Origin of the sequence: Bradyrhizobium sp. CB1015, from assembly GCF_025200925.1 — a bacterium.
Taxonomy (GTDB): Bacteria; Pseudomonadota; Alphaproteobacteria; order Rhizobiales; family Xanthobacteraceae; genus Bradyrhizobium.
In genome coordinates, this window is the sequence record NZ_CP104174.1 from 6,166,285 (window position 1) to 6,187,613 (window position 21,329).

General features: G+C 64.1%; 22 protein-coding genes and 2 pseudogenes. 10 read left to right on the top strand and 14 right to left on the bottom strand.

What is annotated here, in order from left to right; all coding sequences use genetic code 11:
* Positions 1-13: 13 nt before the first annotated feature.
* Positions 14-508 (bottom strand): flagellar basal body-associated protein FliL, encoded by a 495-nt coding sequence (gene fliL, locus N2604_RS28975; protein ID WP_260371462.1) that lies wholly within the window; start codon positions 506-508, stop codon positions 14-16.
* Between the two features lie 382 nt (positions 509-890).
* Between fliL and flgF the strand changes: the two genes are divergently transcribed.
* Genes flgF through flgH form a run of 4 tightly spaced genes read left to right on the top strand, consistent with a single transcriptional unit; the run spans position 891 to position 4,361 of the window.
* A complete protein-coding gene (gene flgF / locus N2604_RS28980) occupies positions 891-1,652 on the top strand; it encodes a flagellar basal-body rod protein FlgF (RefSeq protein WP_260371463.1) in 762 nt (253 codons plus the stop codon).
* Between the two features lie 16 nt (positions 1,653-1,668).
* Positions 1,669-2,457, top strand: a complete 789-nt coding sequence (gene flgG / locus N2604_RS28985) for a flagellar basal-body rod protein FlgG (RefSeq protein WP_260371464.1) — start codon at positions 1,669-1,671, stop codon at positions 2,455-2,457.
* 10 nt (positions 2,458-2,467) lie between these two features.
* Positions 2,468-3,592, top strand: a complete 1,125-nt coding sequence (gene flgA / locus N2604_RS28990) for a flagellar basal body P-ring formation chaperone FlgA (protein WP_260371465.1) — start codon at positions 2,468-2,470, stop codon at positions 3,590-3,592.
* Positions 3,593-3,596: 4 nt separating this feature from the next.
* Positions 3,597-4,361 (top strand): flagellar basal body L-ring protein FlgH, encoded by a 765-nt coding sequence (gene flgH / locus N2604_RS28995; RefSeq protein ID WP_260371466.1) that lies wholly within the window; start codon positions 3,597-3,599, stop codon positions 4,359-4,361.
* Between the two features lie 192 nt (positions 4,362-4,553).
* On the opposite strand, the pseudogene N2604_RS39830 reads toward flgH, so the two are convergent.
* The 6 genes and pseudogenes from N2604_RS39830 to N2604_RS29025 form a co-directional block, all read right to left on the bottom strand.
* Positions 4,554-4,796, bottom strand: a pseudogene (locus tag N2604_RS39830) (integrase core domain-containing protein); the annotation flags it as partial.
* 176 nt (positions 4,797-4,972) lie between these two features.
* Positions 4,973-5,299 (bottom strand): DNA-binding protein, encoded by a 327-nt coding sequence (locus N2604_RS29005; protein WP_260371468.1) that lies wholly within the window; start codon positions 5,297-5,299, stop codon positions 4,973-4,975.
* A gap of 113 nt (positions 5,300-5,412) precedes the next feature.
* Entirely contained in the window at positions 5,413-5,628 is a 216-nt protein-coding gene (locus N2604_RS29010; protein ID WP_260371469.1) for a hypothetical protein, read from the bottom strand.
* Between the two features lie 603 nt (positions 5,629-6,231).
* Positions 6,232-7,194 carry an IS110 family transposase gene (locus N2604_RS29015; protein ID WP_260369938.1) on the bottom strand — a complete coding sequence of 321 codons (963 nt, stop codon included), beginning with the start codon at positions 7,192-7,194 and terminating at the stop codon, positions 6,232-6,234.
* A gap of 704 nt (positions 7,195-7,898) precedes the next feature.
* Complete coding sequence (locus tag N2604_RS29020; protein ID WP_260371470.1) at positions 7,899-8,678, bottom strand: 2-keto-4-pentenoate hydratase; 780 nt, start codon at positions 8,676-8,678, stop codon at positions 7,899-7,901.
* 81 nt (positions 8,679-8,759) lie between these two features.
* Positions 8,760-8,900, bottom strand: a complete 141-nt coding sequence (locus tag N2604_RS29025; RefSeq protein WP_260371471.1) for a hypothetical protein — start codon at positions 8,898-8,900, stop codon at positions 8,760-8,762.
* Positions 8,901-9,071: 171 nt separating this feature from the next.
* Between N2604_RS29025 and N2604_RS29030 the strand changes: the two are divergent.
* Positions 9,072-9,396, top strand: a pseudogene (locus tag N2604_RS29030) (winged helix-turn-helix transcriptional regulator).
* Positions 9,397-9,670: 274 nt separating this feature from the next.
* Here the strand turns inward: N2604_RS29030 and dksA are convergent.
* Positions 9,671-10,036, bottom strand: coding sequence for an RNA polymerase-binding protein DksA (dksA, locus tag N2604_RS29035; protein ID WP_085966600.1), 366 nt, complete (start codon positions 10,034-10,036; stop codon positions 9,671-9,673).
* 216 nt (positions 10,037-10,252) lie between these two features.
* Positions 10,253-10,864, bottom strand: a complete 612-nt coding sequence (locus N2604_RS29040; protein ID WP_260371472.1) for an NAD(P)-dependent oxidoreductase — start codon at positions 10,862-10,864, stop codon at positions 10,253-10,255.
* A gap of 159 nt (positions 10,865-11,023) precedes the next feature.
* On the opposite strand from N2604_RS29040, the gene N2604_RS29045 reads away from it, so the two are divergent.
* Positions 11,024-11,395 carry a helix-turn-helix domain-containing protein gene (locus N2604_RS29045; RefSeq protein WP_260371473.1) on the top strand — a complete coding sequence of 124 codons (372 nt, stop codon included), beginning with the start codon at positions 11,024-11,026 and terminating at the stop codon, positions 11,393-11,395.
* Between the two features lie 56 nt (positions 11,396-11,451).
* On the opposite strand, the gene N2604_RS29050 is transcribed toward N2604_RS29045, so the two are convergent.
* Positions 11,452-11,865 (bottom strand): flagellar assembly protein FliX, encoded by a 414-nt coding sequence (locus tag N2604_RS29050; protein ID WP_260371474.1) that lies wholly within the window; start codon positions 11,863-11,865, stop codon positions 11,452-11,454.
* Between the two features lie 284 nt (positions 11,866-12,149).
* Here N2604_RS29050 and N2604_RS29055 point away from each other — a divergent pair, with 284 nt between their 5' ends.
* The 4 genes from N2604_RS29055 (at position 12,150) to N2604_RS29070 (ending at position 14,670) form a co-directional block, all read left to right on the top strand.
* Positions 12,150-13,274 (top strand): flagellar basal body P-ring protein FlgI, encoded by a 1,125-nt coding sequence (locus tag N2604_RS29055; protein ID WP_260371475.1) that lies wholly within the window; start codon positions 12,150-12,152, stop codon positions 13,272-13,274.
* Positions 13,274-13,642 (top strand): flagellar assembly peptidoglycan hydrolase FlgJ, encoded by a 369-nt coding sequence (gene flgJ / locus N2604_RS29060; RefSeq protein ID WP_172782865.1) that lies wholly within the window; start codon positions 13,274-13,276, stop codon positions 13,640-13,642. Before N2604_RS29055 ends, flgJ begins: the two co-directional genes overlap by 1 nt.
* A gap of 11 nt (positions 13,643-13,653) precedes the next feature.
* The gene (locus tag N2604_RS29065) at positions 13,654-14,151 is read left to right on the top strand and encodes a hypothetical protein (RefSeq protein WP_260371476.1); all 498 of its coding nucleotides are present in this window, start codon (positions 13,654-13,656) and stop codon (positions 14,149-14,151) included.
* A gap of 159 nt (positions 14,152-14,310) precedes the next feature.
* The gene (locus N2604_RS29070; protein ID WP_260371477.1) at positions 14,311-14,670 is read left to right on the top strand and encodes a hypothetical protein; all 360 of its coding nucleotides are present in this window, start codon (positions 14,311-14,313) and stop codon (positions 14,668-14,670) included.
* Positions 14,671-14,673: 3 nt separating this feature from the next.
* Here N2604_RS29070 and N2604_RS29075 read toward each other — a convergent pair whose 3' ends face one another.
* The 4 genes from N2604_RS29075 to N2604_RS29090 form a co-directional block, all read right to left on the bottom strand.
* Positions 14,674-15,039, bottom strand: coding sequence for a hypothetical protein (locus N2604_RS29075; RefSeq protein WP_260371478.1), 366 nt, complete (start codon positions 15,037-15,039; stop codon positions 14,674-14,676).
* Positions 15,040-15,052: 13 nt separating this feature from the next.
* Positions 15,053-15,421, bottom strand: a complete 369-nt coding sequence (gene flaF, locus N2604_RS29080) for a flagellar biosynthesis regulator FlaF (RefSeq protein WP_260371479.1) — start codon at positions 15,419-15,421, stop codon at positions 15,053-15,055.
* Positions 15,422-15,707: 286 nt separating this feature from the next.
* A complete protein-coding gene (locus tag N2604_RS29085; protein ID WP_260371480.1) occupies positions 15,708-18,344 on the bottom strand; it encodes a DUF1522 domain-containing protein in 2,637 nt (878 codons plus the stop codon).
* A gap of 251 nt (positions 18,345-18,595) precedes the next feature.
* The gene (locus tag N2604_RS29090) at positions 18,596-21,226 is read right to left on the bottom strand and encodes a DUF1522 domain-containing protein (protein ID WP_260371481.1); all 2,631 of its coding nucleotides are present in this window, start codon (positions 21,224-21,226) and stop codon (positions 18,596-18,598) included.
* Between the last annotated feature and the right edge of the window lie 103 nt (positions 21,227-21,329).

The following is a 21,329-nucleotide window of genomic DNA, read 5'->3' on the forward strand; positions in this document are numbered from 1 at the left end:
TAGTCCGTCATGCTCACTGGACCACGACTTCCTTGAACAGCACGGCGCTGACCTGGATCGGGGCGACCGCCGCGTTGACGCGCTTGGTCAGCTCCTCCTTGAGGCGGAAGATGCCGGCCGAACCGTTGAGGTCGGACGGGCGCAGCTCGCGCACATAGGTCTGGAAGATGTCGGTGACGCGCGGCATCGTCGGCTTGATCGCCTCGATCTGCTTCTCTTCTTTCAGCTCCAGCACGATCTTCAGCCGCAGATATTGCACGCGCTCGCCCGGCGCGCCGGCAAGGTTGACCATCATGTCGGGGACGTCGACGAAGGCCGGCGGCTTCGGCGGCGGCGCAGCCTCGGCGTGATGCTCGTCTCCGCCGTGACGGAAGAAGAACCAGGTCGCGGCGCCGCCGCCGAGGACGGCGAGCACGCCGACGACCATGATGATGAGCTTGAGCTTGTTCTTCGGCGGAGCGGCTTCCGCGCCATCAGCGGCTGCGCCGCCTTCCTCATTCTCTGCCATCGTTGCCGCGCCCGTTCATCTCTCAAAGGGTCGAAAGAGCGAAGCCTCCTGGCAGACAATGACGCGATACGAATGCCCCAGCGCAATGCGCTCCTCTGATGCGCAAACGCTACGGTAATAATGGTTAACGGAATCTTTCGATTGGGCCTCTGCTAGGAAAAATCTGCCGGGCAAACATGGCTAACAGAACCTTTCTGCCGCCCGCTCGCGCCTCTCAAACATCTGCAAGCTATTGACAAAACATATCTTTTTGGTTTGGCACGGCTTTCGCTGAGAGAGGACCGAGACTGCACGGTTTGGGAGAACCCCACGGTCTCGGTCACGGGGTCCGCCAAGGCGCTTGGGAGAGCGAAATGGCAGATCCACTCAGGGGAGAATTCCGATGCAGAACGCGCTTCTGATCGGCTTGTCACGGCAGATGACGTTGGAGCGGCAGATGGATGTCATCGCCAACAACGTCGCCAACGCCAACACCAACGGCTTCAAGGCCGACCATTCGCTGTTCGAGGAGTATCTGAACTCGAACGCGCGTGAGGACAATTTCATCGGTCGCGACCGCCGGGTCTCCTATGTCCAGGACCGCGGCACCTTCCGCGACATCGGCCAGGGGCCGATGGAGCCGACCAACAATCCGCTCGACATGGCGATCAACGGCGGCGCCTATTTCGCGGTGCAAGCCAATGGCGGCGAGCTCTATACCCGCGACGGCAAGTTCTCGCTCAACAGCACCGGCCAGCTCGTCACCGCGGACGGCAATCTCGTGCTCGGCAATGCCGGCCCGATCACCTTCCAGCCGACCGACCACGACATCAATGTCGCGCCCGACGGCACCGTCACGGTGCTCGAGGGTACGGCGCGGACCGATTCGATCCGCGGCAAGATCCGCATGGTGTCGTTCGACGATCCGGCCAAGCTGACCAAGCTCGGCGCCAATCTCTATGCCGCCGGCTCGGCAAACCAGCAGGCCGACACCAAGTCCACCTTGCAGCAGGGTTACATCGAGAAGTCGAACGTGAATGCGGTCGGCGAGATGACCCGCATGGTCGAAGTCATGCGCAGCTACACCGCCATCGCCAATCTGCTGCAGCAGCAGAGCGACCTCCACAAATCGGCGATCGATAAGCTCGCCGACGTTCCGGCCTGATTGAAGGAGAACTGAGATGCAGGCGCTTCACACCGCAGCGACCGGAATGGCGGCACAGGAACTCAACGTTCAGGTGATCTCCAACAACATCGCGAACCTGCGCACCACCGGCTTCAAGAAGCAGACGGCGGCATTCCAGGACCTGATCTACGAGCACGTGCGCCGCGTCGGCGCCCAGTCGTCCGACCAGGGCACCATCCTGCCGGTCGGCGTCGACATCGGCGGCGGCGTCAAGACCGTCGGCACCCCGCGCAGCATGACGCAAGGAACGCTGTCGCAGACCGGCAACGACCTCGATCTCGCCGTCTCGGGCGAGGGCTTCTTCAAGATCCTGATGCCCGACGGCACCTTCCAGTACACCCGCGACGGCACCTTCCAGATGGACAATCAGGGCCGCGTCGTCACCGCGCAGGGCAACCCGGTGCAGCCCACCATCACCATCCCGAACAACGCCTCGGGCATCACCGTCAGCGAGCAGGGCCAGGTCTCAGTGACGCTGCCGGGTTCCTCGACCTCCTCGATCGTCGGCCAGATCGGCATCACCCGCTTCATCAACAAGGCGGGCCTGCAGCCGGTCGGCAACAACCAGTTCACCGAGACGCCCTCGTCCGGCGCGCCGCAGGACGGCACCGCGAACTCCGAGGGCTACGGCAAGATCACGCAAGGCAGCCTCGAGCAGGCCAATGTCGACGTCGTCTCGGAGATGAGCGATCTGATCGCCGCCCAGCGCGCCTACGAGATGAACGCCAAGGTGATCAGCGCCGCGGACCAGATGATGCAATCGACCACGGCGCTGTTCCGCTGAGGTGATGACGATGATCCGCGCCACCCTCGCCACGATCTCCACCCTTCTCGCGCTGGCCTTGCCGGCAGCGGCCGCAGACGATTTCATCGCCGCGCCGACGCTGCGCGCAAGCGTCACGGTGACCTCGGACGTGGTGCGGGTCGGCGATCTCATCGACAACGCCGGATCGGCCGCGCTGATCCCGGTCTACCGCTCGCCCGATCTCGGCACCACCGGCACGCTGACGGTCGGCCAGGTGCTGTCGGTACTGCGCGCCAAGCAGGTGATCGGCGTCATGACCGGCGACATCAAGGAGGTCCAGGTCACCCGCCTCGCCCGCACGCTCGCGAGCAAGGATATCGAAAACGCGGTCGCCGCGGCGCTGGAGCGCCGCTTCGGCCTCGGAGACGCCGCCAACATCACCATCACGTTCGACCGCAACGTCGCCGAGATGCGGCTGGACGCCTCCAACAACGGCGCGCTGCAGCCGGTCGCAACCCGCTTTGATGCCCGCAGCGGCCGCTTCGACATCGCCTTCGAGATCGCCAACGACGGCAATGCCGCGCCGACCAAGCTGCGCTTCACCGGCACCGCGATCGAGACGGTGGAGGTGGCCGTGCTGACCCGCGACATCGACCGCGCCGAGCTTCTGAAATCCTCCGACCTGTCGTTGGAGCGCCGGCCGAAGGCCGAGGTCGCCGGCGAGCCTGCCTCGCGCGATCGCAGCATCGGCATGCAGCTGCGCCGTGGAATGCGCGCGGGCACGCCGATCCGCGCCGCCGACCTCGTCCGACCCGACTTCGTGGTGCGCGATCAGGCCGTCACCATCATCTACCAGGTGCCCGGCCTCTATCTCACCACGCGCGGCAAGGCGATCGAGAGCGGCGCCGAGGGCGACACCGTCAGCGTGCTCAATCTGCAGTCCAAGCGCACGCTGACCGGAATCGTCACCGGCCGCGGCCAGGTGACCGTCCAGGGCGCCAGCCAGTCCGCGCCGATGGCGCCGGCGGTCGAGCAGACCTCGTCGGTCAAGCGCGACAACGTGCCGGCGGCCGCTGCCCTGGCGCAGAGCCTGATCCAGGCGCCCGCAGCCGAGATCGCCCAAGCCCAGATTCCGCAAGTTCGCCTCTCGCAAGCTCCAGCCAAGTCAGAGTAGATTCATGTCCACGTTCAGTTCGGCCTCCCGCCCTCGTCGCATCGCGATCTCTGCCCTGCTGCTGGCGACTTGCACCTTGGCGAGCGGCTGCTCCTCGATCGACCGGCTGTCGCAGATCGGCGAGCAGCCGAAGCTGTCGGCCATCGACAATCCGACCACGCAGCCCGGCTACAAGCCGGTGCAGATGCCGATGCCCAAGCCCGAGGTCGCCTCCTACAATCCGAACTCGCTCTGGCGCAACGGCAGCCGCGCCTTCTTCAAGGACCAGCGCGCCCGCCAGGTCGGCGATCTCCTCACCGTGACCGTGAACATCACCGACAAGGCCAACATCGAGAACGACACCTCGCGCAGCCGCACCAACAAGGAAGATTCAGGGATCACCAACTTCATCGGCGCCCAAACGATCACCCAGGCCAACAAGATCCTGCCGGGCCGCGTCCTGACCGCCGACTCGACCTCGCAGAGCGAGGGCAAGGGCAGCGTCGACCGCAAGGAAGCCCTGCAGACCAACGTCGCCGCCGTGGTGACCCAGGTGCTGCCGAACGGCAACCTGGTCGTCGAAGGCAAGCAGGAGATCCGCGTCAACTTCGAAATTCGCGAGCTGATCGTCGCCGGCATCGTCCGCCCCGAGGACATCCAGAGCGACAACACCATCGATTCCACCAAGATCGCCCAGGCCCGCATCGCCTATGGCGGCCGCGGCCAGATCACCGACGTGCAGCAGCCGCGCTACGGTCAGCAGGTCATGGACGTGCTCCTGCCCTTCTAAGCCCTTCAAGAGCTCCCACATCGTGCTCGCGAAACCTAGGCGCGAACGACGATGTACTACGCGGCCTCCGGTAGCTCCCCTGCCGGAGGCCGCATGCGTTTTGGTGAAGGTGCGGGCTGCGAGCTTCGGCTCCGGTCTGCGCCATCGTAACGACGCTGCCTCTCCACGCTCCGTCGTTGCTGTCGATGTTCACTAATTCGCTGATTGGATCGCGGTGGTCTTGGTAGCGGCGAAGGCCTTGGGGGTTTGTCCTGCCAAGGCCTGATGGGGTCTGTGGTTGTTGTAGTAAACGAGGTACTCGAACAGTTCATTGGCGAAGTGGTCGAGGTTGTCGAAGGTCGCGCCGTCGATGACGTCGTCATCGAGGGTGCGCCAGAAGCGTTCGACCTTACCGTTGGTCTGCGGCCGATAGGGCCGGGTGTAGCGGTGTTTGATGCCGAGCTCGAGCAGCATGGCCTCGAACGGATGCTCGCCCGGCTTGGTGCGGGCGGCTTGTCCGCCGAAGCTCGAGGGCGGAAGCAAAGCAATGCAGAATCCCTCAACACAAAGACTCTGGATTGCTTCGTCGCGAAGGGCTCCTCGCAATGACGGTGTAGAGAGCGGCGGCCTCATCACGCTGCATCCGCGACGGCGCGTATCTCAAGATGCATGCCGGTCTCCTTCTGAAGCGCGTGGATCACCGCCATCAGGTTCTCGGCCGTCGGATTGCCGCGCGGTCCGAACATCCGCATCAGGCTCTTTTGCGGACGATCAATCACCTCGCTCAGCCGTTCGAAACCGATGGTCGCATTGATGTAAGTGCGTAATGCCGTGCGGCCGTAGTCGACGTCCCCTTGCAACAGGCCCTGCATCGCCTCCAGGAACAGCGCTTCGCGAAAGGCGGGATCGCGCTCCGCCATCGCACGGACGGTATCACGAAAACTCCGAGTTAATGGCATCACCTTCTCCCTATCGTGCTCTTGACTTGTAATCACGCCAGCGGCGTAACGCCGTATCGATATCGTTTTGCTGTCTCTGCTTGGTGCCGCCTCCCAACAGAATAACCAGCGAATTACCGTTCCAGCCGAAATAAACCCGGTAGCCAAGGGCCACGATTGATCTTGAGTTCAGCGGCCCCCTCCCCAATGGACTTGACGTTTGACCTGTTGCCATCGGCCAGCCGCTCCATCGCGACCGCAATCGTGACGCGGGCCTGCGGATCAAGTCGTTCGAGCCAATCGCGAAACGGGCTGCGATCATCGACGATATATTCTCCGACCCTGATCATTTGGCACCACACTCGTTACCATTTTTCAATTTCAGAAAATTCGGTTTATTAAAAATTCTCATTGACACACCCCCACCACCCCATTATGTTCCCGTTTCGTTCCATTCCACAAGAGGGCGTATCGCGATCGTCACGAAGCGCGGGATGGGATGCGGTGGCCGCGACGGCGTCGGCGCGAATGGTGGCTGCAGGGCGGAAAACCGTGAGCGGCGACAGGCGCGATACGACACGGCGCTGAAAGCGTCTTCGAATGGCCTCGACGGTGAGCGCACGCCAGCCGTGGAGAGCCCAGCGAGGATGTGCGCGGACGGAGAAGTCGTGTGGTCCCGACGCCCGGGGTCTGTGCGCCAAGGCTTGCGGTGACGTTGCGGTCCGACCGGGCCCGCAGCGTCAGTCATCCGCAAGGCGACGGGGGCAATAGTGCATCGCTCCCCGGGGAGCAACTGTGCTGAAGTAGACCGCCGATCGGCCGGCCTCAAGGCTGGCGCGAAGACGCGCCCCCGCCTTCGGCGGCTGACGGCCTTGACCCCGTCCGCTCGCCGGTCTGTCGGCTTGGCATGCGCTCGGTCCGGGACCGGGCGCATGGAGGCGCGCTCGATCAGTTCACCGCAACGCGTAGCGGGCGGGATCCCATTTCTCGCCGCGTGCAATCATCGTGTTGAGAATGACGATCAGCTTGCGCATGCAGGCAATCACTGCAACCTTCTTCAGCTTTCCCTTGGCGATCAGCCGTTCATAGTAGGCCTTGAGCACCGGGTTGCTCTGGGTGGCTGCGCCGATACAGGGCATGTAGAGGGCGTTGCGGACCCAGCGCCGACCGCCCTTGATGTGGCGCTCACCACGCCGTTTGCCGCTGTCGTCGTCATAAGGAGCGGCTCCCAACAACGCGGCAGCGACCTCCTCGCGCACCGTCCCGAGCTCTGGGAGGCCCGCAAGGAGGACCGCAGAGGCCACATCGCCGAGACCCGGCACGCTCTCGATGATCTCGGCGCGTTTGGCAAATGCCGGTGTGGCCTTGATCGTGGCGGTGATGGCGTCCTCGATCTTGGCCGTCTCGATGTCGAGGCCCTTCAAGACGCGAGCGTGGGCTTTCTGAACCGCTCCCGGCACCGCATGTTCGTTCTGGCTTTGCAGGCGGGTCCTCAGATCAATCAGGGCTTTGCGCGCTTTGACCAGTGCCGCCAGCTCGTCGCGTGCGGCATCGTGGATCTGGTCCAATACTTCGTCGAACGTCTCGGCGAACCAGGCGATCATCTCCGCGTCGATCGTATCGTTCTTGGCGAGCCGTCCGGCCGATCGGGCGAAGCTGCGCACGCGCTTGGGATCGACAATCCGCACCTCGATGCCAGCCTGACGCAGCACCCTGGCCCAGTCCCGCTCATAGCCGCCGGATGCCTCCATCACCGCCTTGGCTACTTTGTGCTTGCGCAGCCAGGCCACCAGTTTGCGGTGCCCCTCTGCGGTGCTCGGGAACGTTTGCCGTTGCGACAACGGGCGGATGCATGCATCCACCTTGCCCTTGGCCACATCGATACCGACGACAATGCGATCGTTTTGTGCCATCATCCACTCCCTTCCTTGCTCGTCCGGGCTCGAAGCCCATGCAACTGTTCGGGTTGAGGAAGACACACCGGATCTGTCCCTAGCTCCCCGTCAGGCTCCCAGGCCTTTGAGCACGAACGGGCTCAGATCTAGCGACGGGCGGTTGGTGAGAACCGCCCGTTCGCACATTCTGGCAGATTTTGCGGACACAAGAGCACGAAGGAGGCCGTGAAAACCATCGCGCAGGGAAGGCCGGGATGCCCCGGCGTCACCTGTCGTCCACCCCGTGCGCATCCTTGCACACGCGGGACTTCGGGTGCCAGCTGGCGCCCGGCCTTCCCTGCGCCTTCTTGATCTTCAGGAGGGCAAGACGATTGCAAACCTCGGGCAAAGCTGCCGCGAGGATGCGAAGGCTTGTCCCGCGACTTGGGTCTCGACGGAAAAAGACGAAATTGTTGTCTGCCGGATGTTCATCTCTCGCCTGTCCCGGACAAGCCACATCGCGTCAGCGATGCGGCGCAGAGCCGGGACCCATATGTGGACGGGCCCCCTGCTGGCAAGAGGCGGCCGACCTCATTCTGGCACACTGATGCCGTCGGGGGCCGTCCACCCCAACAGAATGCCGCAACGTGGGCCCCGGCTCTGCAGCGCACCGCTCCCTGGACGATGCTTCGCATCGACAGGGCGGCGCTGCGCTGCGTCCGGGGCACGAGATCGCAACGCCCCCCTCACGTAAACTCCATTTCCACCACCCCCAGCCCGTCCAGCTCCATCCGCACCTTGTCGCCGGCTTTCAGCCACAGCGTCTTCACCAGGCTGCCGGTGAGCACGAGCTGCCCGGCGTGCAGCCCCTTGCCTTCGGCGGCGAGATGGTTGGCGAGCCAGGCGAGCGCGTTGTGGGGATGGCCGAGCACGTCGGCGCCGGTGCCGTGGCTGACCTCCTCGCCGTTGACGATGGCGCGGCCTTTGACCGCCGTGAGGTCCGGCACCGACGAGCGCGGGACCGAGGGACCCAGCACGCAGCCGGCGGCGAAGAAATCGTCGGCGATCAGGGTCGGGGCGCCCATCGTCTCCCATTTCACATAGCGGTCGTCGACGATCTCGATGGCGGGATGATAGGACTCGACCGCCTCGCCGACCCATTCGGCCGTGAACGGCGCCTCGCCGGCGGCGAGGTCCCGCTTGAGCCGCACTGCGATCTCGCATTCGACGCCGACACGGACATAATTGGAGGCGGCGAGCTTGGCGCCGCTGTCGTGGACGCCCTTCTGGAACACGCCGCCGCCGCAGGGGTGCGGGATGCCGATATAGTCCTGCATCACTTGGCTGGTGCAGCCGATCTTGTAGCCGACGAGCGGGCCGGCATGCGGCAGCAGCAGATCGTGCAGGGTGCGCTGGACCTGGTAGCCCTCGGCTTCGTCCGCAGGAGGACGTTCCAGCGCCGCAAGCGGAGCATGGTTGCGGCGCGCCAGCGCGATCGCCTTTGCGGCTTCGAGAATCTTGTCCATCGGCGCCGCCTCCCACGCTACGCAGTCGAAGGCGGCACTTCAGCATCCCCGCTCCGGCCTGACAAGCGCAGGTGACGTCCCTCAGCTCTTGACGAGGCCGAGCCGGATCAGGCTCTCGGCGCTCGACTGGATCGCCTCCTCGTTGGAGCGCGCCTGCCAGCCGAGCAGCGACCGTGCCTTGGCGCTGATGTCTGACCTTTCCGAGCATCGGCACGACGGCACGCAGCAGCGGAATCCGGCTCGCGGCCAGCCGCACCAGCCAGTCCGGAGCCTGGAGCCGCGGAACCCGGCGCGCCCGTGGCCCGAGTTCCCGCCGCAGCACGCGGGCGATGTCGAGGATCGACATCGTCTAGCGTTTGCGACGGCAACTGCGATTGCAGCCCCGATCCCGCTTTGCTCGCCGATTGCAAGCGGGCCATCCGCACCATCGGCGGCAAGTGGAAGCTGGAGATCCTGTTCAGCGTTGATGAACAGCGCGGTTCGTTTCGGCGCCTTGCGGCGCTCGATCGGCGGCATCACCCAGCACATGCTGACCATGCGGCTGCGCGAGCTCGAGCAGGACGGCCTCGTGTCGCGCACTGCCTTCGCGGAGAAGCCGTTGAGGGTCGAGTACGAGCTGACCGATGCGGCCTACGGCCTGTTGCCGGCGTTTAAGGAAATATTGAGCTGGTCCAGGCTTTATGGCGATACCCGTCTTGAGACGTCGCAGCAGGCCTGATTGCAGCGATGCTTGATGCAGCTGGATCAGCGTCTCAACCTTCGAGTCGATCTCGTTGATGCGACTCGCAAAACCTCCCGCACCTGAAGTGAAGGCTGTTTCTGATCCGAACTCACGTGAGCTCGGAGCAATCCAGTCTAGCCCGTTGATCGCGATTCACTTTTCGCGATCGCGCTGGTGGGCGCGACGGCAAGCCACGGGCAATATGCCGGGCACGGCGCGAAACGGCGCCCTGCGTCCAAAAACAAAGAGCCGCATCTCTGCGGCTCGGACCCTATTCGTCGCGATAGACCTTCTCGCGTTTCTCGTGGCGCTCCTGCGCTTCCACCGAGAGCGTCGCGATGGGCCGGGCCTCGAGCCGCTTCAACGAGATCGGCTCGCCGGTTTCCTCGCAATAGCCGTAGGTGTTGTCCTCGATACGCTGGAGCGCGGCGTCGATCTTGGCGATCAATTTGCGCTGGCGGTCGCGGGCGCGGAGTTCGATGGCACGGTCGGTTTCGGACGAGGCCCGATCGGCGAGATCGGGGTGGTTCACGTTCTCCTCCTGCAGGGCTTGCAGGGTGAGCTTGGACTCTTTGAGGATCTCATCCTTCCAGGCGAGGAGCTTCAAACGGAAGTACTCCTTCTGCCGGTCGTTCATGAAAGGCTCTTTGTCGGTCGGTCGGTAGTTTTTCAACTTTTCCAAGGGAGGCCTATCTTCTTAAGTAACGACTCGTGGACGGACCGGGGTCCGTTGAGCCGGGCCTTATATAGTGGCCTCCCGTGACAGACAATATTTCCCTCACCGCCCGGTGCTCGCCCCCAAGCCCTTGCACAGGAAGGTTTATCCTTAAGGGCCTGGAGGCGGCCGGCGGCCCTAATAGCCGACCGTGAAGCGCTGCTTCAGGTGGGCTGGCCGTTCGATTTCGTCGGCAAGCGCAATGGCGTAGTCGGCAAAGGTGATCCAGCTCTTGCCGTTCGCATCTGCGAGAAGCTGATCGGTCCCGAGCCGGAACTTAGCCGTGCGTTCCCCCTCCACGAACAGCGCCGAGGGCGAGATGAAGGTCCAGTTCAGGTCCTTTTCCTGCCGCAGCAGGTCCAGGAAGGCCGAGCCTGCCTCCGCTTCAGCCTTGTATTGGGCGGGAAAATTGGGAGTCGTGACCAGCTTCACGCCTGGAGCAACCTCGAGGCTGCCGGCGCCGCCCACCACGAGGTAACGACCGACCTTGGAGTCCTTCGCCGCACCGATCAGCTTGAGCGGATCACTGGCCAGGAAGTGCACGGAACTCACGGCGACGTCGTGACCGGCCCACAGCTTCGTAAGGCCCGCCTGGTCGAGCACATCCCCCTTGGTCGGCGTGACGTTCGGCAGGGTCGCGATCTTCTCGGGGTTCCGGGCGATGGCCGTGACCGCGTGGCCACGGCGGGATAGTTCCTTGGTGATCTCCGAACCCGCCCGGCCCGAGGCGCCGGCGACTGCGATTTTCATGGAAGGCTCCCTTGCTTCTATAGTAACTAGCGGAGACTAGATATCGCAAAGAATGCTGGTGTTAAGAGAGCACTTTGTGCTTACCTGATTACGCTGAGGTAACTGATCGACACCGACACGCGGACCGCAAGCAACGGTATGGATTTCCGAGGACCGACGATGCAACCCGACGTCTACGCAGCGAACTGCCCCACCCGCCAAATCCTCGATCGCGTCGGCGACAAATGGGCGGTGTTGATCCTCTTGCTCCTGCGCGAGGAGCCGATGCGTTTCAATCAGTTGCGCCGCACGATTGAAGGCATCTCGCAGAAGATGCTGAGCCAGGTTCTCAAGTCGCTCGAACGCGACGGCCTGATCAGGCGCCGTGCCATCGCAACCGTGCCGGTGACGGTGGAATATTCGATCACCCAGCTCGGCCTGACGCTGGCGGCGGCGGTGGATCCCTTGCGCGATTGGGCCGAGCAGAATCTGAAAGACGTGCTCGCCGCCCAGCGCCGCTATGACGCGCAGCTGAAGGAGGAAGCGGCGTAGGCGAACGAAGAACGCTTACGGGATTTCCGTCATCCTGAGAGGGTGACGGATGACTCTTACCCCTGTCCGGCCTTCGCCAGCTCGACCTCGACGCGCAGCTCGATCTCGGAGAGCACGGCATCGAGGCCGGCATCGCCGGAGGACGATTTCAGGTTCGCGGCGGCATCGCGCAGGCGCATCACGGTCGAGGCGTCGAGATTGCCGGACAACAGGCCCATCTTGAGATCGTCGAGCACGTCGAGCGCAGTCCTGCCGCGGGCGACCGAGCGCTTGCGGCGCTCGACCGGATCCTCCTCGACACCCTGCAACGCCAGCAGCGCATCGATGTTGGCGGCGGCCTTCGGTGCGGCAGCGCTCCGCGTCTCCTGCGCCGATGAGGTGTCGGGCAGCACGAAGCTGCTGGAGCCCGTCCGCTTGGCCTGACTGGCCGGCGCTCCAAGCGTGGTGCCGTTCGGTCCGTAGATGCGCATCGGAAAGAATCCGGGTGATCGATGCCTCACCTTCGCTGTCTTATGGTTAACGGTGCGTAAACGGCCCGGCAAAATCTGCCGACAGGCGGCAGTTTCGCTCCTCAGGGCGAACCAGTGCTGACACCGGTCGAAACAGATTTATTCAACCTATTCAGCCACCTACCCTCGCTATCAGGCGTTGGCACAGCGCTCGCAAGGAAAGCGCCGGACCAGCTCGTCATGGGAGTGTCGTGCAAGTCCTTTCCGATTTGAGGGCCGCTTTTGAGGGGTCTTGGGGAGCAGAGATGCCAGGCGTTCGTTGGGTGAGGATTGTTGGGTTGGCCTGTGCCGCGCTGTCGGCGCTGACGCTGTCGGTCACCTCGGCGGCGGCGACCTCGCGCATCAAGGATCTCGCCAATATCGAGGGCGTGCGGCAGAACCAGCTCATCGGCTACGGCCTCGTCGTCGGCCTCAACGGCACCGGCGACACGCTCAACAACATTCCCTTCACCAAGCAGTCGCTGCAGGCGATGCTCGAGCGCATGGGCGTCAACATCCGCGGCGCCACCATCCGCACCGGCAACGTCGCCGCCGTGATGGTCACGGGCAACCTGCCGGCCTTCGCCACCCAGGGCACGCGCATGGACGTCACCGTGTCCGCGCTCGGCGATGCCAAGAATCTCCAGGGCGGCACCCTGCTGGTCACTCCCCTGCTCGGCGCCGACGGCAACGTCTATGCGGTGGCGCAGGGCTCGCTTGCGATCTCCGGCTTCCAGGCCGAGGGCGAGGCGGCCAAGATCGTGCGCGGCGTGCCCACGGTGGGACGCATCGCCAACGGCGCCATCATCGAGCGCGAGATCGAGTTCGCGCTCAACCGACTGCCGAACGTGCGCCTGGCGCTGCGCAACGCCGACTTCACCACCGCCAAGCGCATCGCGGCCGCGGTCAACGACTATCTCGGCGTCAAGACCGCCGAGCCGATCGATCCTTCGACGGTGCAGCTGTCGATCCCGCCCGAGTTCAAGGGCAACGTCGTCGCTTTCCTCACCGAAATCGAGCAGCTCCAGGTCGACCCTGATCTCGCCGCCAAAATCATCATCGACGAAAGAAGCGGCATCATCGTGATGGGCCGCGACGTCCGCGTCGCCACCGTCGCGGTGGCGCAAGGCAACCTCACGGTCACGATCTCCGAGAGCCCGCAGGTGAGCCAGCCCAATCCGCTGTCGCGCGGCCGCACCGTGGTCGCGCCGCGCAGCAGTGTCACCGTGACCGAGGACGGCAAGAAGCTGGCGCTGGTCAAGGACGGCGTCTCGCTCCAGCAGCTCGTCGACGGCCTCAACGGCCTCGGCATCGGCCCCCGCGACATGATCAGCATCCTCCAGGCGATCAAGGCCGCCGGCGCCATCGAAGCCGATATCGAGGTGATGTGATGCAGACCAGCGCGATCAACACCCCTCGCCTCGCCACCAATTCGGCCTTCTCGGTCGAGAGCCGCAACGGCCGGCCGGACTTCGAGCTCGCCGCCGCACTGCAAAAGGTCTCGCCGCAGCAACAGGCCAAGGCACAGAAGACTGCCACCGACTTCGAGGCGATGTTCCTCAACAGCATGTTCGCGCAGATGACCTCGGGCCTGAAGGGCGAAGGCCCGTTCGGCGATACGCCCGGCACCGGCGTGTGGCGCTCGATGCTGACCGAGCAATATTCCAAGAACTTCGCCAAGGCCGGCGGCGTCGGCGTCGCCAGCGACGTCTACCGTACTCTCATCCTGCAGCAGGCGAAAACGATCCGGACGGCATAAGGTCAAACGAGATGAACCATTTCAACGCCTCACGTCAGCCGATGCAGGCCCAGCGTCCGAACACCGCGCCCGTCAGCAGCGAGGCGCGCAAGCTCGCCGAAGAGCTGATGGATGCGATGAACGCCCTGCTCGGGCTGATCGAGCGCGAGACCGAGCTCGTCCGCGCCGGCAAGGTGCGCGAGGCGATGTCGTTCGAAGGCAAGAAGCAGGAGCTGTCGCGCAATTACGTCGCTGCCGTCAGCCAGTTGAAGGCCAACCAGCCGCAACTCGCAAAGTCCGCGCCGGAGCTGCTCTCGACGCTGCATCGCCACCACGATGCGTTCCGCGCGATGCTCCAGGTCAATCTCACCGTGCTCGCGACCGCGCACGCGGTGTCCGAGAGCGTCGTGCGCGGCGTCAACGCCGAAATCCAGAAGCGCAACGTGCCGAACACCTATACGGCCGCGGGGCGCCGCGCAGCGCCAGGTCCGCGCCATATCACCCCGCTGGCGGTCAGCCGCTCGCTCTGAGCGGATACGAGAACAAACGACAATTTTAAGAAAAACCGCGCGGCCACGGCGTCGCGCGGTTAGGCACGTTTCCTTACCGGGTCTTCAGTCCTGGTGTTCCATGCTTGCGCGATTAGAGGGGTTGGGATTTGACTCACGTGAGGCAACCAGGAGGCTGCCATGAGTACAGATTTCAGCATCAGGCCGGTGGGGATCCCGGCCCCCATTCAGATCGTGACGACGTCCAATGCGGCGGCGAACGAGGCCGTGCAAACCGATCTTCCGGTGAGCCAGACGTTCGCCGCAGCCGATACCGGCGCACCGGTGCGTAATGATGTGCCGAACCACGAGAACATCTCGCGCCAGGTCGTGTTCGACCAGGCGGCCGCGTCCTTCGTCTTTCAGGTCGTCAACGACAGGACCGACACGGTGGTGAATCAGTTCCCGGACGAGGCGATGCTGCGCCGGCGTGCCTATTTCCATGCAGAAGATCTGAAGTCTCAGCCCTCGCGTCCACTCAGCACGGATGTCAGCGCCTGACGCTTACGTGGCGCGCTTGGCGACGGCGGTGTCCAGATAGGTTGATCCGGTCGCAGGATCGGTGCCGACATTCTTCACTTGCGCCTGGCCGGGTCCGGTCAGCGTGAACTTCGTGTTCCCGAAACGAAACGACGAATCCTTGATCAGCACCTGCTGGTACTGGGACGTACTGCCGCTCTCGTAATGGACCTGGGCGCGAAAGCCGTCGATCTGCGAGATGGTGATCGAGAACTTCTTGCCGTCCGAATATTTGCCGGTCCATGCGCCCTGATAGAGCGTCGGGTCGACCGCGACGTACTTCGTCTTGCTGGGAACCGACATGCCGGCCGCCTTGTACGAGCTCGACAGGATGCTCATGACGTCGGCCATGGCGTGTCTCCGCTTAGGACCTGCCGGACAGACCGGCGGCGATGTTGCGGTTGATCTCGATCAGCGGACGGAAGTGCTCGAACTTCGGAGCGAGCTGCAGAGCAGCAGTCTGGCTTAATACGAACACGCTGATGTTCGCGATCTTCTGCCTGACATCGAGCGGCTGCGGATTGGTATCCCGCATCGCTTCGCTCAGGAAAATCGTCCAGAGCTTGCGGTTGAACATCAGCGCCTGCATGGTTTGCTCGCTGAGTGGATCGGCGCTGTTGATCGCGTCCTGGAGCTTGTTGGCCGCCTTGAGCAGAGTCTGTGCTTCAACGTCACGAGGAGACGCAGTGGTCGTGGCGACACGCGCATAGGCTGAAGCAGCAGAACTCGACATTGATCACCCTGGAGGTTACCTCGCCCGTGTACGGGGCTTAAGGATTTCTTTCCCAAATCTAGGCAGCAGCGCTTAAGATTTGCTTACGTGCGTGAATGCAGGCCCTCCGGATAACTACGGGACGCGGAGTTCTTCGTCGCGAGCAAAGTTAGATGCGTGCACGCATGCTGTAAACCAGGTTCGCACTTCCGGCCTCGATCGCGGCTAATCTTGTCTTAGCGATCTTCCTCAAAAGAACGGCGAGGCCCTAGCCCCGCCGCGACGTCTCGACCGGCGATGGTCCGGATTATCGGAGCAGCTGCAGCACGCTCTGCTGCGACTGGTTGGCCAGCGACAGCGCGGAGACGGCGATCGACTGGCGCGTCGACAGCGCCTGGCTGTTGGCCGCTTCCTCGTTGGTGTCGGCCAGCGTCAGGTTGGACGAGCCGGTCTGCAGCACGTTGATCAGGTTCTTGGAGAAGTCCTGTCGCACCTGCACGATCGACAGGTTCGAACCGAGCGCGGAGGCCTGCGAGCGCAGCGTGCTGGATGCGGCGTTGAGGCTCGTCAGCACCCGATTGGTGGCACCGTTGTCGATGAAGTCGGTGCCGCTGACAAGGCTGCTGAGGCCGAGGCCTGCGGCGTTGAACACAACGCCATTGATGCCAAGCGTCGAGCTGCCGGTCTCGTTGAAGACGAGCTTCAGCGTGTCGCCGTTGAGCAGGTTGACGCCGTTGAAGGACGCGTCCTGCGAGGTCGTGTCGATCTGCTGCAGAATGTTGTTGAACTGGTTGACGAGGTTCGCGCGCGCCGTCTGTGCAACCGGATCCTCGACCGGCGGCTGAGCCGTCGAGAACGTCAACGTGCCGGTGATGGTGCCACCGATCGCGCCGCCTGCAGCCAGAGAGCCCAGCGTCGAGGAGGCAAATTCGTTCACGGTCGTGACCGTGAGCACGCCGTTGGCGTCGATCGTCGCCGTCATGTGGTTGGCCTGCAGCGCGACGTTCAGCTGGTTCAGCGTCTTGACCGTGCCGTTGGTGCCGTCGCCGAAAGTCACGCTCACGGGCGTGCCGCCGTTGAACGAGGTGAAGGTCAGGGTCTTGCCGCTGATGCCCCCGACGCCCGAATTGCGGGAAGCGGTGAAGGCCGAGGCCGTGCCGGTGTTGCCGGCGAGGCCCAGAACCGGCAGCGCATTCCCGGTGCTGGTGATCGCGAGGTCGGCGTTGATGCCGGTCGAGATCTTGAGCGCGCCGCTCGGTGCGATGGTGGAGTTGGTCTGGCCGGCCGCGGTCGCGAGCGTGCCGCTGCCATTGCCGTTGAGGGTGAAGGTCTGCACGCCGGTCGCGAAGTCGATCGCCTTGAGGACGTCGGCCACGGTTCCCTGCTGCAGGTAGACGGTGGAGTTGCCGTTGCCGTCGGTGACAACGTTGCCGGAAACGCCGAGCGTGGACCCGACCGAGGCGGCGGTGGGCGTCGGCGCATCCTTGAAGGTGATGACCTTGCCGTCGACATTCAGCGTCGAGCCCGACTGCACGAGCGAGGCGAGGCTGGTCGGCCCGGTGACGCGAGGAGCGGTGATGCTGACAGTGCCGCCGCCGCTCGAGGAGGTCAGACCGAAGCTCTTGAGCAGGTCGGCCTTGCCGGACAGGCTGAGGTCGGAGCCCGTCGACGACTTGAGCGTGGTGACGCCCGCCGCGATGCTCGACAGGGTCTGGCCGGGATTGGCCGTGACGGTGCCGCCGTTGTTGTAGGCAACGCCGCTGGCGAGGTCGATCGCGCCGAGCACGTCGTTGACGGTGACGGCGGTCGAGGTCGTGCTGGCGCCGAGATAGATGGTCGAATTGCCCGAGCCGTCGGTGACGACGTGGCTGCCGACCTGCGATGAGCCCGCGGGAAGGCTGGCCGGAAGGGCCGACGTCTTGAACGTGATGGTCTTGCCGTTCACGGTGAACGTATCGCCATCGGCATAGGGCGAGGACGTGGCCAAGGAACCAGTCGCGCCGAACAACGTGGTTGTTCCGCTGATGCTGCCGGCGGCAATCGGCGCCGTGGTGCGCGTGGCAGTGTTCGAAGTCGTCAAGCCAAGCTTTGCGAGGGTGCCGGCCGACGTATCGGTCAAGGCAATATCCGCATTCAGACCGGTGTTCAGGACAAGTGCACCACCACCGTTCACGCTGGATGGGTTGGTCGTGTTGCCGGTGATCGAATCGATGGTTGAAAGCAGGTTGCCGACCGTCTGGTCGATACCGATCGTGTAATTACCGCTGGCATCCGCAGCAGCGGCGCCGGATGCCGTGAAGGTAATCGTCTTGCCGTTCACGGCAAACGCATTGCCCGCAGTCAAGGCACCGCCGTTGGCCGTGCTCAACACCGTTGCAGCAGTGGTGGCAGCGTTGATGACGGCGCCAGTGGTGGAAGCGTTGACGTAGGTCGTGCCCGTCGCCGCGGCGCCAGTGAGGGTGCCGGCGGTGCCGCCGAGCGTGGTCGTGAGGGTAGCCGCAGTCGTGCCGCCGACCGTGCCGTTGTACAGCACGTTGCTGGAGGCAATTGCGCTCGTGTAGCTGGTCGTGCCGCGCAGGTCGGCGGGCGTCGCACCGGGGATCGTGGTCGAGACGTTCGACTTGGTCGAGTACCCGACGGTGGTCTGGAGTGCCTGGTTGGCGATCGACTTGGCGCTGTCGATCAGCTTCTGCAGCGAGGTGATGCCGGTATTGGCCGCCTGGAGCACCTGGACGCCGTTATTGATGCCATCGAGCAGGTTGCTGATGTCGCTGGCGCGGTTGTCCAGGCCCTGCGCAGTGAAGAAGTTCGTGGGGTTGTCGAGGGCCGTATTGACCTTCTTGCCGGTCGCCAGACGCTGCTGTGTCGTGGCCAGGAGATCGGCCGTCGATTGCAGGGACAACAGGTTCTGACGAACCGAGGCCGAAAGAACGATGTTGGACATTAGCGGGTCTTCCTCTTGAAGCGCGACACCGGGTACGAATCGGGCTCGCCGACTTGGAGAACGAGCTTTTGTCCAGTTGTAGGGTCTCTCCTTTAAAGTATGGTTAACGCCGACTTAAAGGGTACGGTTAACAGTTCGTTAACGCCCTGCCCCGTCCCGTCATCCGACGCGACACGGGCGGAACCACTGCCAAAAAAAGCGGCGGGGCCGAAGCCCCGCCGCCATATCTGCTACCTGATGGCTGCCGCGGATTAGCGGAGCAGCTGCAGCACGCTCTGCTGCGACTGGTTGGCCAGCGACAGCGCGGACACCGCAATCGACTGGCGGGTCGACAGCGCCTGGCTGTTGGCCGCTTCCTCGTTGGTGTCGGCCAGCGTCAGGTTGGACGAGCCGGTCTGCAGCACGTTGATCAGGTTCTTGTTGAAGTCCTGACGGATCTGCACGATCGACAGGTTCGAACCGAGTGCCGAGGCTTCGGACCGCAGGGTGCTCGAGGCAGCGTTGAGGCTGGCCAGGACCTTGTTGGTCGCCGCGTTGTCGATGAAGTCAGTGCCCGCGGTGAGGCTCGCCAGGCCGAGGCCCGCCGAATCGAAGGTCACGCCGGTGATGCTCAGGGTCGACTTGCCGGTCTCGTTGAACACCAGCTTCAGGGTGTCGCCACCGAGCAGGTTGACGCCGTTGAACGAAGCGTCCTGGGCAGTCGTGTTGATCTGCGACAGGATGTCGTTGAACTGCTTCACCAGGTTGGCGCGGGTGGTCTGCGCGTTGGCATCGACGGTCGGTGCAGTCGCCGTCGAGAAGCTCAGCGCCGTGGTCAGAGAGCCGCCGATCACGCCGCCGGAGATCGCGTCTCCGAGGGTCGACGAAGCGTAGTCGTTGCTCGCCGAGATCGTCAGCTTGCCGGTGGAGTCCAGCGTCGCATTCAGGTTGTTGGCTTTCAGCGAAGCATTGAGCTGATCGAGGGTCTTGACCGTGCCGTTGTTGCCGTCGCCGAAGGTGACGTTGACCGCCGTACCGCCGTTGAAGGAGGTGAAGGTCAGGGTCTTGCCGTTGACGCCGCCGGCAGCCGAGTCACGCGCCGCAGTGAAGGCGGTGGCGTTGCCGGTGGTGCCGTTGAGACCGAAGGCGGCCAGCGCGTTGCCCGTGCCGGTGATCGTCAGGTCGGAGTTGACGCCGGTGCTGAGCTTGAGCGTGCCGCTGGCGCTGAGCGAGGAGTTCGCCGCACCTGTCGCCGTGGTCAGGGTGGCTCCCGACGCACTCAGGGTTGCCGTCTGCACGCCGCTGGCGAGATCCACGGCCTTCAGCAGGTCGGCGACGGTCGCCGACTGCAGATAGACCGTCGAGTTGCCGAGGCCATCGGTTTCAACATTGCCCGAGATGCCGGTGTGGCTCGCCGAAGCGGCCGGTGTCGGGGCGTTCTTGAAGGTGATGACCTTGCCGTTGACGTTCAGCGTCGAACCGTCCTGGACCAGCGAGCCGAGCGTGGCGGCGCTCGTGGTGCGCGCAGCGCTCACGATCGCCGTACCGGAGCCTGACGCGGTCGTCAGACCGAGGGCCTTCAGCGCGTCGGCCTTGCCCGACACGCTGAGATCAGCACCCGTCGACGACTTGAGCGTGACGGCGCCCGCGGCGATGCTCGACAGGGTCTGGCCGGCGTTGGCGGTCACGGTGCCGCCATTGTTGTAGGCAACGCCGCTGGCCAGGTCGATCGCGCCGAGCACGTCACCAACCGTGGCGTTGGTCGTGGTCGTGCTGGTGCCGAGGTAGATGATCGAATTGCCGGAGCCGTCGGTCACGACGTTGTTGCCGACCAGCGACGAGCCGGTGGGAGCAGTCGTCGGAGCCGCCTGCGCCTTGAACGTGATGGTCTTGCCATTCACGCTCAGCGTGTCCCCGTCAGCGAAGGCGGACGCGGTGCTCGACACCGCGAGGGCGCCGGTGGCACTAAACAGCTTCGTGCCGGCGGTGATGGCAGCGCCCGCAGCGGTGGTGCGCGTGGCAGTATTCGAAACCGCGAGGCCGAGCTTGGCGAGGGTGCCGGCCGACGTATCGGTCAAGGCAATATCCGCATTCAGACCGGTGTTCAGCACGAGTGCACCGCCACCGTTCACGCTGGACGCGTTGGTCGTGTTGCCCGTGACCAAGTCGATGGTCGCAAGCAGGTTGCCGACCGTCTGGTCGATACCGATCGTGTAATTGCCGCTAGCATCCGCAGCAGCGGCGCCGGACGTCGTGAAGGTAATCGTCTTGCCGTTCACGGCGAACGCATTGCCCGCAGTCAAGGCACCGCCGTTGGCCGTGCTCAACACCGTTGCAGCAGTGGTGGCAGCGTTGATGACAGCGCCAGTGGTGGTAGCGTTGACATAGGTCGTTCCGTTGGCAGCGGTGCCGACGGCCGAGCCGGCGAGACCACCGAGCGTGTCGGTGAGCGAGGCGGCAGTCGTGCCGCCCGCGGTGCCGTCATAGATCACGTTGCTGGTGCCGGTGGCGCTGGTGAAGCTCGTCGTGCCGCGCAGATCGGCCGCGGTCGCGCCGGTGATCGTCGCCGAGACGTTCGACTTGGCCGAATAGCCCGTGGTGGTCTGGAGCGCCTGGTTGGCGACGGACTTGGCGGAATCGACCAGCTTCTGCAGCGAGGTGATGCCGGTGTTGGCGGACTGCAGAACCTGCACGCCGTTACCGATGCTGTCCAGAAGGTTGTTGATATCACCGGCGCGGTTGTCGAGACCCTGGGCGGTGAAGAAGTTGGTGGGATTGTCGAGCGCCGAGTTCACCTTCTTGCCGGTCGACAGGCGAGACTGAGTGGTGGCGAGCAGGTCGGCGGTGGACTGGAGGGAGAGCAGGTTCTGACGAACCGACGAAGAGAGAACGATACCGGACATGATGTTACCTTTCTGGTAGCTACGCGTCTTGCCTGGCACTTCTTGACCAAGCGACCGCGGAACCGTGCCGCCAAGCCTCTAAGAAAGGATGAAATGAAAGCCG

Coding starts and splice junctions, on each gene's coding strand:
- N2604_RS29020 (WP_260371470.1), bottom strand. CDS start 8,678: ATGGACAAGATTCTCGAAGCCGCAAAGGCGATCGCGCTGGCGCGCCGC.
- flgF (WP_260371463.1), top strand. CDS start 891: ATGCAGAACGCGCTTCTGATCGGCTTGTCACGGCAGATGACGTTGGAG.
- flaF (WP_260371479.1), bottom strand. CDS start 15,421: ATGTCGAGTTCTGCTGCTTCAGCCTATGCGCGTGTCGCCACGACCACT.
- N2604_RS29040 (WP_260371472.1), bottom strand. CDS start 10,864: ATGAAAATCGCAGTCGCCGGCGCCTCGGGCCGGGCGGGTTCGGAGATC.
- N2604_RS29065 (WP_260371476.1), top strand. CDS start 13,654: ATGAACCATTTCAACGCCTCACGTCAGCCGATGCAGGCCCAGCGTCCG.
- flgJ (WP_172782865.1), top strand. CDS start 13,274: ATGCAGACCAGCGCGATCAACACCCCTCGCCTCGCCACCAATTCGGCC.
- fliL (WP_260371462.1), bottom strand. CDS start 508: ATGGCAGAGAATGAGGAAGGCGGCGCAGCCGCTGATGGCGCGGAAGCC.
- flgA (WP_260371465.1), top strand. CDS start 2,468: ATGATCCGCGCCACCCTCGCCACGATCTCCACCCTTCTCGCGCTGGCC.
- N2604_RS29070 (WP_260371477.1), top strand. CDS start 14,311: ATGAGTACAGATTTCAGCATCAGGCCGGTGGGGATCCCGGCCCCCATT.
- N2604_RS29085 (WP_260371480.1), bottom strand. CDS start 18,344: ATGTCCAACATCGTTCTTTCGGCCTCGGTTCGTCAGAACCTGTTGTCC.
- N2604_RS29050 (WP_260371474.1), bottom strand. CDS start 11,865: ATGCGCATCTACGGACCGAACGGCACCACGCTTGGAGCGCCGGCCAGT.
- N2604_RS29055 (WP_260371475.1), top strand. CDS start 12,150: ATGCCAGGCGTTCGTTGGGTGAGGATTGTTGGGTTGGCCTGTGCCGCG.
- N2604_RS29075 (WP_260371478.1), bottom strand. CDS start 15,039: ATGGCCGACGTCATGAGCATCCTGTCGAGCTCGTACAAGGCGGCCGGC.
- N2604_RS29015 (WP_260369938.1), bottom strand. CDS start 7,194: ATGATGGCACAAAACGATCGCATTGTCGTCGGTATCGATGTGGCCAAG.
- flgG (WP_260371464.1), top strand. CDS start 1,669: ATGCAGGCGCTTCACACCGCAGCGACCGGAATGGCGGCACAGGAACTC.
- N2604_RS29045 (WP_260371473.1), top strand. CDS start 11,024: ATGCAACCCGACGTCTACGCAGCGAACTGCCCCACCCGCCAAATCCTC.
- N2604_RS29005 (WP_260371468.1), bottom strand. CDS start 5,299: ATGCCATTAACTCGGAGTTTTCGTGATACCGTCCGTGCGATGGCGGAG.
- N2604_RS29010 (WP_260371469.1), bottom strand. CDS start 5,628: ATGATCAGGGTCGGAGAATATATCGTCGATGATCGCAGCCCGTTTCGC.
- dksA (WP_085966600.1), bottom strand. CDS start 10,036: ATGAACGACCGGCAGAAGGAGTACTTCCGTTTGAAGCTCCTCGCCTGG.
- N2604_RS29090 (WP_260371481.1), bottom strand. CDS start 21,226: ATGTCCGGTATCGTTCTCTCTTCGTCGGTTCGTCAGAACCTGCTCTCC.
- flgH (WP_260371466.1), top strand. CDS start 3,597: ATGTCCACGTTCAGTTCGGCCTCCCGCCCTCGTCGCATCGCGATCTCT.